At 56.2% G+C, this 10,965-nt stretch carries 10 protein-coding genes; 4 read left to right on the top strand and 6 right to left on the bottom strand.

Features of this window, described 5'->3' with window-relative positions:
- Positions 1–150 precede the first annotated feature (150 nt).
- The gene (locus QZ305_RS11095; protein WP_294732009.1) at positions 151–834 is read right to left on the bottom strand and encodes a hypothetical protein; all 684 of its coding nucleotides are present in this window, start codon (positions 832–834) and stop codon (positions 151–153) included.
- Positions 835–863: 29 nt separating this feature from the next.
- On the opposite strand from QZ305_RS11095, the gene QZ305_RS11090 reads away from it, so the two are divergent.
- Entirely contained in the window at positions 864–1,475 is a 612-nt protein-coding gene (locus QZ305_RS11090) for a hypothetical protein (protein ID WP_294732008.1), read from the top strand.
- Positions 1,476–1,674: 199 nt separating this feature from the next.
- Here the strand turns inward: QZ305_RS11090 and QZ305_RS11085 are convergent, their stop codons facing one another.
- The 5 genes from QZ305_RS11085 to QZ305_RS11065 form a co-directional block, all read right to left on the bottom strand.
- A complete protein-coding gene (locus QZ305_RS11085) occupies positions 1,675–2,043 on the bottom strand; it encodes a DUF1667 domain-containing protein (RefSeq protein ID WP_294732007.1) in 369 nt (122 codons plus the stop codon).
- Positions 2,043–3,308 carry an NAD(P)/FAD-dependent oxidoreductase gene (locus tag QZ305_RS11080; RefSeq protein ID WP_294732006.1) on the bottom strand — a complete coding sequence of 422 codons (1,266 nt, stop codon included), beginning with the start codon at positions 3,306–3,308 and terminating at the stop codon, positions 2,043–2,045. Before QZ305_RS11080 ends, QZ305_RS11085 begins: the two co-directional genes overlap by 1 nt.
- Positions 3,298–4,740 carry an NAD(P)/FAD-dependent oxidoreductase gene (locus QZ305_RS11075; RefSeq protein ID WP_294732005.1) on the bottom strand — a complete coding sequence of 481 codons (1,443 nt, stop codon included), beginning with the start codon at positions 4,738–4,740 and terminating at the stop codon, positions 3,298–3,300. The genes QZ305_RS11080 and QZ305_RS11075 overlap by 11 nt, the downstream gene beginning before the upstream one ends.
- A gap of 67 nt (positions 4,741–4,807) precedes the next feature.
- Entirely contained in the window at positions 4,808–6,310 is a 1,503-nt protein-coding gene (glpK, locus tag QZ305_RS11070; RefSeq protein ID WP_294732004.1) for a glycerol kinase GlpK, read from the bottom strand.
- Positions 6,311–6,349: 39 nt separating this feature from the next.
- A complete protein-coding gene (locus tag QZ305_RS11065) occupies positions 6,350–7,063 on the bottom strand; it encodes an MIP/aquaporin family protein (protein ID WP_294732003.1) in 714 nt (237 codons plus the stop codon).
- A 1,075-nt stretch (positions 7,064–8,138) separates the two neighbouring features.
- Here QZ305_RS11065 and QZ305_RS11060 point away from each other — a divergent pair.
- Genes QZ305_RS11060 through QZ305_RS11050 form a run of 3 tightly spaced genes read left to right on the top strand, consistent with a single transcriptional unit; the run spans position 8,139 to position 10,817 of the window.
- Positions 8,139–8,819: a polyphosphate polymerase domain-containing protein gene (locus QZ305_RS11060; protein ID WP_294732002.1), complete on the top strand. Its 681-nt coding sequence runs from the start codon at positions 8,139–8,141 to the stop codon at positions 8,817–8,819.
- On the top strand, positions 8,807–9,442 hold the full coding sequence (locus tag QZ305_RS11055) for a DUF4956 domain-containing protein (protein ID WP_294732000.1): 636 nt from the start codon (positions 8,807–8,809) through the stop codon (positions 9,440–9,442). The genes QZ305_RS11060 and QZ305_RS11055 overlap by 13 nt, the downstream gene beginning before the upstream one ends.
- A gap of 31 nt (positions 9,443–9,473) precedes the next feature.
- On the top strand, positions 9,474–10,817 hold the full coding sequence (locus tag QZ305_RS11050; protein WP_294731999.1) for a carbohydrate-binding domain-containing protein: 1,344 nt from the start codon (positions 9,474–9,476) through the stop codon (positions 10,815–10,817).
- Positions 10,818–10,965: the final 148 nt, after the last annotated feature.

The following is a 10,965-nucleotide window of genomic DNA, read 5'->3' as shown; positions in this document are numbered from 1 at the left end:
CATAGTGGACTTTCACCACCCAGATATGTGCCATGCCGGGCACACAAAAAATGCCCGGTTCAGCATCCTGTGAACCGGGCATGTCTGTTTCTGCCGATGAACCCGGGGCCCAAACCCGGAACCGGTGTCTGCAGCTTCCAGAGGCTGTCCTTACAGAGTCCGCACCTCGATCCGGTCAAAGTCCGGCAGGGCAAAGGGCGGTTCATAGGTGAAGGTGACCGGACTGGCGATTTTAATCTGTTCCTCATCAATCACATCTGCAAAAACCACCGTGTCTCCCTGATAAAACAGCAGATTCAGCACCGGCTGCTGCGCATCAGGCAAAATGGCATTGGTGGGCAGCCGGCCTTTGATGACATCTCCTTCCTGTTCCCATTGGGCATCCCAGATCTGTGCATCATTCTCCACGGACTGATACGAGATCCGCATGGTGCCGTATTCCAGCTGGGCTTTCCGGGCATCTTCCAGGGAGGTGTCGTCAAAGGATGCATAGGACCAGACTGCATCTGTTCCGCTCATATACGGAAAATAGGCAGCGCTTTTCTGTCCGTTGCCCGCCCGGAGATACAGCGTCTGATTCGGTGCTGACAAAGCCGATTCCGCTTTCTGGCAGATGGTCACCACCGCCCGGTTTCCATCCTGCCAGGCATAGGTGATTTCCGGATAAAACAGATAATTGGGATCGACCTCGATGTATCTGTCCCGCTGAGGCTGACTCTGAATCTGTTGGGCAATCAGCGCCTGCTGCACCTGCAGATCATGACTGGTGAGATACCAGGCCCCGGCACTCAGACACAGGACAGGAACAAAACACAGAACTGGACGGATTTGCATAATGGATTCCTCCCGGATATAACGTAAGTATGAATAAATTTACCGATCCATTCAAGAAAATGCGGCTGATCACCCGCCTGATCCTGATTGCGGGCTTCGCTCTGTGCATCCCTGTCAATCTATGGGTATCCCGCACAACCCTGCGTCCCTGGCTGAAGCCGCTGAACGGAACACTCATTGTCATCTGTCTGATCATGCTGTTTCTGCTCATCTTTCCCTTCAAATGGCTGGAAGGACTGCAGCGCCTGCCCTACGAGCCTCAGCTGAAACAGCTGAGCCGGCTGACAGCAGCAGGAGAAGAAAAAATGCAGCGCATCTCGGAACTGGTCAATGCCCTCTTCGGTTCCACCTCCCTGACAGCGGCGAAGTTTCAGGGAGCCGCCACGCAGGTTCTCCAGGATCTGAAAGACAATGAACTGCAGGCCTTCCGGGCGGTCCAGGCCTTCGGCAGCGATCCGGTGAAACAGGACCGGATCCAGGTGCTGGCGGATTATGTCACAGAATCAGGGGATATTGTGGATCGTCTGGATCAGCTGCTGCTCATGCTGGTGCGCTTCGACCAGACCCGGGACCGGGACTCGGAGAAAGCCGCGACAGACGAACTTCAGCGGATCATGGAGCAGCTGCATCTGTACCGGTGAAACGCGCCGCCTGCCAGATCCGGATACCGGCACAGAACGCTGCCGGACTGCCGCCGGACTGCAATCTCAATCCCAATCCCGCAACGCAAAACGCAGCTTCGGCCTTTCAGCGGCCTGAAGCTGCGTTTTTGCACAGATGCTTTCCTGTCAGCGGCTCCCGGATGCACAGATCAGCCCAGGAGCACTCGCCGGCTGTACGTTACTGCCCTTTGCAGGGGACATGTTTTGTTGCCACCAGATCCGCACCGGAGCCGGCTATATCTGACACCAGCACATCCCCGATGGCCACCGGCGCCTGCACCCGAACATCTTTCATGGCGCACACCACTTCATGAATGCGCTCCTTGTCCACCGGCTGGCTCGTCTTGCAGGACACCACCGCAATGGCACCCCCATCCACCGGCAGCACGCTGGTGATCATCCGCACCGGATGCGTCACCTCGCTGATGGCATAGGCTTTTCCCCGGGGACAGGTGTTTCCCGTCACCGAAGTGACTTCATCATTGTCCAGCACCACATGCAGACTGCACCCCATCGGGCAGTTGATGCAAATCAGATCCCGTTCCATTATGCAGCCTCCGTTTCTACCCGGATTTCTCTTGTCTCCGGCGTGATCCATTCTTTTTTCAGCGTCACGCTTTCCATCTCCCCTGGTGCCAGAATCATGCGCTTCCGGTGAATCTTCCTCTCACCATCCACGATGACATTCACGAATCCGCCTTTGAGCACATTGCCCACGCGGAAGCGCACCACCTGGTTTTCATCCATTCTTGCCGGATCCACCGTGAAAGGCACCGTATAGCGGACCAGACCGCCGGTTTCAATGGGAATCTGCACGCTGGATTCCGGCACACCATCCAGGACAAACGCCGCTGCCTTTTCTCCTGCTTTCGCCGCTTCCTGACTCACGAAATCCACCAGATCATGCACATGCAGCACATTGCCGCAGGCAAAGATCCCCGGCACGCTGGTCTCCAGAGACTCATTCACCACCGGACCGCTGGTTACCCGGGACAGCGTCACATCCGCCTGCCGGGACAGCTCGTTTTCCGGAATCAGACCACAGGACAGCAGCAGCGTATCACAGGGATAGGTGATCTCCGTACCCGGGATCGGACGCCGGTTTTCATCCACCCGGGCAATCGTCACGCTTTCCACCCGCTCTTTTCCCTGGATGTTCGTCACCGTGTGACTGAGCTTCAGAGGAATGCCATAGTCATCCAGACACTGGACGATATTCCGCTTCAGACCACCGGAATAGGGCATCAGTTCCGCCACCACATGCACCTTGGCGCCCTCCAGGGTCATCCGCCGGGCCATGATCAGACCAATGTCTCCGGATCCCAGGATCACCACATCCCTGCCCGGCATCAGCCCGTCGATGTTCGTGAACTTCTGCGCGGTACCCGCAGAATAAATTCCCGCAGGCCGGTAACCCGGAATGTTCAGCGCGCCCCGGGGCCGCTCCCGGCAGCCCATGGCCAGAATCACCGCATCCGCCTGCACCGTCTGCAGGCCTTCTTTTTCATTCACATACGTCACATTCCGGTCCTGGTCAATGTCCACCACCATGGAATTCAGGGCATAGGGAATCTCCAGCTCCTCCGCCTGCCGGATGAACCGGGCGGCATATTCCGGACCTGTCAGCTCTTCCCTGAACGTATGCAGCCCGAACCCGTTGTGAATGCACTGGTTGAGAATGCCTCCCAGACACTGATCCCGTTCCAGGATCAGAATGTCATCCAGACCGCTTTTCTTCGCCGCGATCGCCGCCGCCAGACCCGCCGGTCCGCCGCCGATCACCACCAGCTGTTTTCTGTTTTTATTCTCCATCCTGCAGATCCTCCTTGTCCCAGCCGGTGATGAGCTTCGATCGTCCACCGGATTTGGTGATGTCCTCAAAGGGTATGTTCAGTTCCTGCGAAATAATCTCCATGGTCTTCGGGGAACAGAACCCGGACTGACAGCGGCCCATCCCCGCGCGGACCCGACGCTTGACCCCATCCAGGCTGCGGGCAGGAACCGAGCGCCGACAGGCATCCCGGATCGATCCCTCGGTGACTTTCTCGCACCGGCAGACCATCCGCCCATACGCCGGATCCTCTGCAATCAGGGCATTCCATTCCGCCGGACTCAGATCATCCACCTTCACAAACCCCCGCCGCTGGGGTACATACGCCGTATTTTCCCCGGGATGCAGCCGGTCAACGATCATCTGAGCCACCATTTCGCCGATCGCCGGCGCGCTGGTCAGACCCGGCGACTCGATCCCCGCCGCATCAATGAACCCGGGGGCATTCTCCGCGATGATGAAATCGCCGCCCTCCGGTACAGCCCGCAGACCCGCAAAGGAAGTGATCACCTGGCTGAAAGGCAGGTGGTCAATGGTTTTTGACGCCATCGGCCGCACATGATCCAGCCCCTGCGCCGTGGTGCAGACCCCGTCCTTGTCCTCAATGAAATCCGCCGTGGGACCCGCCAGCAGGTTGCCATGGGCCGTGGGCGTCACCAGAATGCCCTTGCCTGCTGCCGTCGGCTGCTGAAACAGCACATGTCGGGCCAGCGAACCGGCTTCCTTGTCAAACAGAAAGTATTCGCCCCGCCGCGGCCGTATGGCAATCGGCTGTTCGCAGGCCATGTTATGGATCTCATCCGCATGCACTCCCGCCGCATTGACCAGAATCTTCGCCCGGTACGCCCCATTCACCAGCCAGCCGTCCTCTGTTCTCTCCAGCGACGTCACAGGCTCATTGAAGAAGAACGCCGTGCCGTTGTCCGCAGCGTTTTCCGCAAACGCCACATTCATGTTGAACGGATCCACCACGCCGGCTGTCGGAGCATAAAGGGCGCAGATGGCGTCTTCGGAAATCTCCGGCTCCATCTGCCGCAGTTCTTCCTGCTCCACGATCCGCAGACCCGGCACGCCATTGGTTTTGCCCCGCTCCAGCAGCGCCTGCAGCCCCGGACGGTTTTCTTCCTCAAAACACAGCACCAGCGAACCGGTGTTCACAAAGTCAAAATTCAGCACCGGAGCGATTTCGTGAATCATTTCGTTGCCCCGCACATTGAGCTTCGCCTTCAGTGTGCCAGGCATTGCATCATAGCCCGCATGCACGATCCCGGAGTTCGCCTTTGTGGTCCCCGTGGATACGTCTTCTTCCTTTTCCAGAACGGCAGTCTTCAAGTCGGTCTTCGCCAGCTGCCAGGCAACCGCCGAACCCACAACCCCGCCGCCAATGATCAGAACATCATAGTTGCTGTCCATATTGTCTTGTCTTCCTTTCCTGTCGATGTCCGGCTGTGCCGGACTGCCGGAGCATGCAGCCTGCAGGCTACACCATCTCCGGTTTGAAGGAGCGGCAGGCTTTCACCGCCTGTTTCCAGTTGCTGTATCGCTTCTTCATTTCTTTTTCATCCCGGTTGGGCACAAACTTGCGTCCCAGATCGATTTTCAGCTCATCCATGGTCCAGAACCCGATGGCCAGACCCGCCAGGAAGGCCGCTCCCAGCGCTGTGAGTTCATTGACCTTGAACCGGTCCACCTCCAGCTGGCAGAGATCCGACTGGAACTGCAGCAGGAAATCATTGGCCGCAGCGCCGCCATCCACTTTCAGCACCTGGATCGGAATACCCGAATCGGCTTCCATGCAGTCCAGCACATCCTTTGCCTGATACGCCATGCTTTCAATCGCCGCCCGGACCAGCTGGTCATGGCTGGTGCCCAGGGTCAGGCCCACGATTGCAGCCTTGGCCCGGTCATCCCAATAGGGTGCTGCCAGTCCCACAAACGCCGGAATGACATAGACACCCGCCGTGGTGCCCGCCCGCTGGGCCATCTCTGCGGTTTCCGACACTTTGTCAAACAGCCGCAGCTCATCCCGCATCCACTTCATCACAGAACCGGACACGAAGGTGGATCCCTCCAGGGCATAGGTCACCTCATCGCCGATTTTCCAGGCGACGGTGGACAGCAGGCCGTTATCCGAACGGACAATGTCGCTGCCGGTGTTCATGAGCAGGAAACCGCCGGTGCCGTAGGTGTTTTTAGCCATGCCTTTTTCCAGACACAGCTGCCCGAACAGCGCCGCCTGCTGGTCACCCACCATGGAAGCAATGGGGACTTCCTGCCCGAAGAAGTGATAGGGGGCTGTGGTGCCGTATACCTGGGAAGTGGGCACGATCCGGGGCAGGATGGATTCCGGGATATCGAAGAGCTTCAGCAGATCCTTGTCCCATTCCAGGGTTTCAATGTTGGCCAGCATTGTCCGGGAGGCATTGGAAGCGTCTGTGATGTGCTGTTCTCCGCCGGTGAGCTTCCAGACGATCCAGGAATCCATCGTGCCGAACATCAGATCGCCCTTTTCTGCCCGTTCCCGGATTCCAGGGACGTTTTCCAGCATCCAGACGATTTTTGATGCGGAGAAATACGGGTCAATTCGCAGACCGGTCTTCTGCCGGATCATGTCCTCCAGACCGGCTTCTTTCCATCGGTCGCAGATTTCCGACGTCTGCCGGGACTGCCAGACAATTGCCTTGCAGACAGGGAGCCCGGTTTTTCGGTCCCAGATCACCGATGTTTCCCGCTGGTTGGACAGGCCAATGGCTTTGACCTGATCGGGAGAAATGCCGGACTTGTTGATGACATCCGCCAGCACCGCCAGGGTATCCAGCCAGATTTCATTGGCATCCTGCTGCACCCAGCCCGGATGAGGATAGTCCACGCCGCCTTCCTTCTGGGACACCGCCAGAATCCGGCAGTCGTGATCGAAGAGAATGGCTCTGGTGGAAGTGGTGCCGTGGTCAATGGCGAGAATGCAGCCTTGTTTGTCAGTCATGAGAATGATTTCCTTTCTGTTCTGTATGGCGGTGAATGATCACCAGGGAATGATGCTGAATACCAGCACCGCGGCAATGGCGCCCAGGATCGGGGCAAAGATGGGGACGATGAGTCCGTAATCGAAATGGGAATCGCCTTTCCCTTTGATGGGAAGCACAGCGTGGGCCAGCCGGGGGCCGAGATCACGGGCAGGATTGATGGCGTAGCCGGACAGGCCGCCCAGGGACATGCCGATTGCTACGATGATCCCCATGACAAAGAGCTTGTCTGTTCCGGCAGCCAGTCCGGGGACATTCATGATGCCCTTGATGGCGAACACCAGAATGAAGGTCCCGACAAACTCCGAAGCGAAGTTCAGCCAGAAGTTGCGGATGGAGGGACCGGTGGCAAATACCCCGAGTTTTGTGCCGGCATCCGGTTCCCGATCCAGATGGTCCTTGAACAGCAGCCAGACAATGCACCCGCCGGTAAACGCTCCCAGCAGCTGGGCAACGATGTAGCCAGCCACTTTGTTCCAGGGAAACGATCCGTCAATGGCCAGGGCCAGAGTCAGAGCCGGGTTGAAGGAAGCACCGGAGGCTTCCCCGAAGATGAATGCGGGAATCATCACCGCCAGGCCCCAGGCCAGGGTGATCTGGATCGAACCGGCACCTTTCATGCCGGAAGTTTTCAGATTGACGTTGGCCACAACTCCGCAGCCCAGCACGATCAACAGACAGGTTCCAATAAATTCGCTGATATACGGCAGCATACAGTCAGATTCTCCTTTTTGTTCTGCTATAAGCCGGATGTCCCATGTCTGGAACAGACCGGCTGGAAACCGGGGTGATCAGTCCCGGCTTCCTGCTCGTCCCCCTGAAACCGTCCCGGACGAAGGACGTGTTTCAGGTTTTGCAGCAAGCCGCGGTTCTGTATCCGGCGACTCCCTGCTTCCAGTCAATACTATGCCAAAAAGGTTGCGAAAGCGCATTCATAATGACTTGTCTATACATCGTGATTCAGGCGGCAGTCCGTTTGTTCTGTCTGTTGAAATGGGTGCGCATTTGTGCTTTCCCGGTCAGAATTTCGTGGAATATATCCTGGTGTTTTCTGGTTGAAATGAGCAAACAGTCACCCGGGCTGGAGTTTTTGCATATTTCAATCAAAAACATCCAAGTGGTCAGGAGAATCAAAAGGGAGCGGAATTGCCAGCTGCATGAATCCGTACAGGTGTGAAGGAGTCAAATTCCCATACCTGAAAAGCATAAAAGCAGGCAGCCGATTGCCGTCTTTTACCGGAATTTCCGACTGTACGGACTGGAGTCCGATTGTCTGACAGGGTATGATCTCCGAACATTTCATTCCACTCCATCTTGGATGCAAAACCAGCTGGAACCGGGTTTTGAACTGCCTTGTCCCAGACAGTCAAATCCGCCAAATCCGGTATGGGCCCTGCTTTGGGTCCATACTGATCCGGCGGTCAAAAAATCCTGTAAGCGCATTCAGACAAACTGGAAAAATTGTCTGAATTCAGAAATGTCTGCAGGTGCCCAAAACTGGTGGAAATCCGGTTTCCGCTCCTGACAATTCTCCGGCTCGGGACTGAAGACTGGAAATCGGATTTCCCATTCGAGCCCCTGTTTCCTGCCTGAAAACGCTGGAAACCGTCCATTTTCGGGAAGAAATCCTCTTCCCATCATTCAGATCTGTCCTCCTGAAGGGAAATCTGATTTCCGGCTATGTCCGGCTGCAGACCAGTTGCCGGAGGGAAATCCGATTTCCCTTCCCCGCAGCAGAATCCCCTGTCTTTTCAGACTCCTTTAAGCCGGACATCGTATTCTCAGTCCATGAAAGAACTGTTTCGCAGAAAAGAACTCAAATATCTTCTGGATGAAACCCGGCATCAGGCGTTCCTGGAAGCGCTGCAAAATCAGCTGGAGCCGGATGACTTCCACGATTATCCCATCAAGTCGGTGTATCTGGATACCCCGGATTACCGGTATCTGTTCCATTGCGCCAGAAAACCGGCCTATAAAGAAAAACTTCGGGTGCGCATCTATGCTAACGGACAGCACTATCTGGAAGTCAAAAAGAAATGGCATGGTATCACGCATAAATCCCGTGTGGGACTGTCCCCTTCTCAGCTGACAGCTGTCCTGACAGGGAACCGGACTGCATTTGGCAAGCCGGAAGGAGAAGCTGCCCGGATCTGGATGGAGCAGCTGTGCCAGCCGGCTTTCACCGTAGAGTATCACCGGCGGGCCTGGCACTGGAAAGGCGATCCGTCTTTGCGGATCACCCTGGATGATTCCCTGTGCTGGCATCCCCCGCATGAGCAGAGCCAGCCGCTGACAAAACCCGGAGAATATGTCCTGGAAATCAAATCCTCCAGCCCCCTGCCACTGCCTCTGGCCCGCACTCTCAGCACCCTGCAGCTGCAGCCGGCTTCCGTATCCAAAGCCGGTCATGCATTTTCCGCCCTGACTCAGTCCCGAAAAAGAAAGGAGATCTGTCCATGTATAATCTGATGATCACCGATATGCTTCTTCTTACGACCCTGTCCGTCATTCCCGGCCTCTGGTGCGGATTCCTGGGCTGGAAATGTCTGCGCTCCTCCAAAGGGATGATTCTGACACTGCTGACACTGCCATCCCTGGTATGCGCCGCCCTGCTGGCGATCAACGGTTCCCTGGGCACCGGCATTGCCATTCTGGGTGTGTTCGGACTGGTTCGTTTCCGGTCTCTGCCCGGATCCGGCCCCGATATTGCCGCTGTGTTTCTCGGCATGGTTTCCGGCCTGCTGTTCAGCACCGGATACATTCTGGCAGCCGTGGCCGTCACATTTGTTCTGGGACTGGTCCTGGCTGCAGCAGCCGGTCTGGTCCAGCGGATCACCGGGTCCTGGACCGTACGTATCCTGATTCCGGAAGACACGGAAAGCTTCGAGCCCTATACCCGCACCCTCCAGCAGTTCGGCAAATCCGTCCGGCTGGAAAAAGTGCGGTCGATGAATATGGGAACCATGTATGAACTGGAATACTCGCTGCTGCCGGATCTGAGCCAGAATGCCCGGATGATTGAGGAGATCCGCCGAATCAACCACAATCTGAATGTGCAGCTTTGCGAAGGTTCTTCTCAGCTTTCCCTGTAATCCGGTTTCCACAGAAAGGAGTAACAGGTTCATGAACAAACTGACTATGTATACTGCCGCACTGCTGCTCACAGGCAGCGTGCTGCTTTCGGGATGCAGTGCAGACTCCACAGACAGCCCGGCTGATTCTGACAGACAGATGCAGCAGGAGCATCGGAAGGATACAGATACAGCCTGGCAGACAGATTCCGCAGAGGATGCAGACTCCATGGACGATGCCATTGACATAAACGGAGACACAATCGAATCCGGTTCTGCAGAACTGTCCGGCAACACCGTCAAAATCACCAAAGGCGGCACGTGCACCCTTTCCGGTTCCGGAAAAATGGTGGTGGTGGATGCCAAAGGAGAAGACGTCACACTGGTGCTGGATGGTGTGACGCTGAACAATGACACCGGTCCCGGGATCTATGTGAAACAAGCCGAATCCCTCTCTCTGGAGCTCAGGGGTGATAATGCCATTTCCTGCGGCGACACCTTCGAATACGAGGCTTTGAACGCAGCTGTCTATTCCAAAGCGGATCTGTCCATTCAGGGAGAGGGTACCCTGACTGTATCCACAGGATATGGACATGGCATCAAAGCCAAAGACAGCGCCGTGTTCAACGGAAACCTGACCATTGACGCTCTGCAGGATGGAATCCATGTGAACGATACTGCCACATTCACCGGCGGTACTTACCGCATCAAAGCCGCCAGTGAAGGAATCGAATCCAAGGATGTCCTGGCCATTCAGGACGGGACCTATGACATTCAGTCTGCGGATGACTGTCTCAATGCCAGCAACAGTCTGAACATCTCCGGCGGAACACTGGATCTGGTTTCGCAGACCAATGACGCGGTGGATTCCAATGGATCTCTGACAGTATCAGGCGGAACCATTCACGCTCTGGCATTGCAGACACCAGAGACTGCATTTGATGTGGACAACACATCCTTTGTAATCAGCGGCGGAACCATTGTGGCTGCAGGCTCCATGGGAACGTATCCCACAGAAGCCAGTCAGCCGCTGCTGATGGCGGAAGCCGCCGGTATCGGCAATGTCCGGGTGGAAAAAGCCGGAAAAACCATTCTGGAAGGAAATCTGTCCAGTGATGGAGTGAGCCGGGGATCTGTGGTGCTGTTTCTCTCTTCCCCGGAAATGAAAGCCGGGGATACTGTCACAGTGTTTGTGAACGGTGAGAGTCTGGGAGAGGTGACGCTGGAAGAAGGCACCTCCACACTGGGAACTGTATCTTCCATGGGCGGTCCTGGTGGGATGAAAGGCATGCAGCCTGAAAATCCGGGAGATATGGGCGAAATGCAACCGGGAATGATGGGTGAACAACCGCCGGAAATGCCCGGAAACAGAAATGGCGGGCCGAAAGCAGACTAACACCGGCAGAATTAACAGGTAATAGAATCAAAGGCAGCTGTGGAGGCTGCCTTTTTCGCAACTGAACGTTGCGAAGAATGATGTATTATAACGATGAAATCGAGTAGAGAGGAACAGGTTAGTGCTGCCCCTCCCTCTCACACCACCG

This window comes from uncultured Faecalibaculum sp. (assembly GCF_910588395.1).
Lineage (GTDB): Bacteria > Bacillota_I > Bacilli_A > Erysipelotrichales > Erysipelotrichaceae > Faecalibaculum.
Note: the sequence above shows the minus strand (reverse complement) of the source record. Positions and strands in the feature narration are given on the sequence as shown.

Excerpts from the sequence above, each read along its gene's own strand:
- QZ305_RS11050 (WP_294731999.1), top strand. The coding sequence starts at position 9,474 with ATGAACAAACTGACTATGTATACTGCCGCACTGCTGCTCACAGGCAGC.
- QZ305_RS11080 (WP_294732006.1), bottom strand. The coding sequence starts at position 3,308 with ATGGAGAATAAAAACAGAAAACAGCTGGTGGTGATCGGCGGCGGACCG.
- QZ305_RS11075 (WP_294732005.1), bottom strand. The coding sequence starts at position 4,740 with ATGGACAGCAACTATGATGTTCTGATCATTGGCGGCGGGGTTGTGGGT.
- QZ305_RS11055 (WP_294732000.1), top strand. The coding sequence starts at position 8,807 with ATGTATAATCTGATGATCACCGATATGCTTCTTCTTACGACCCTGTCC.
- QZ305_RS11095 (WP_294732009.1), bottom strand. The coding sequence starts at position 834 with ATGCAAATCCGTCCAGTTCTGTGTTTTGTTCCTGTCCTGTGTCTGAGT.
- QZ305_RS11085 (WP_294732007.1), bottom strand. The coding sequence starts at position 2,043 with ATGGAACGGGATCTGATTTGCATCAACTGCCCGATGGGGTGCAGTCTG.
- QZ305_RS11065 (WP_294732003.1), bottom strand. The coding sequence starts at position 7,063 with ATGCTGCCGTATATCAGCGAATTTATTGGAACCTGTCTGTTGATCGTG.
- QZ305_RS11090 (WP_294732008.1), top strand. The coding sequence starts at position 864 with ATGAATAAATTTACCGATCCATTCAAGAAAATGCGGCTGATCACCCGC.
- glpK (WP_294732004.1), bottom strand. The coding sequence starts at position 6,310 with ATGACTGACAAACAAGGCTGCATTCTCGCCATTGACCACGGCACCACT.
- QZ305_RS11060 (WP_294732002.1), top strand. The coding sequence starts at position 8,139 with ATGAAAGAACTGTTTCGCAGAAAAGAACTCAAATATCTTCTGGATGAA.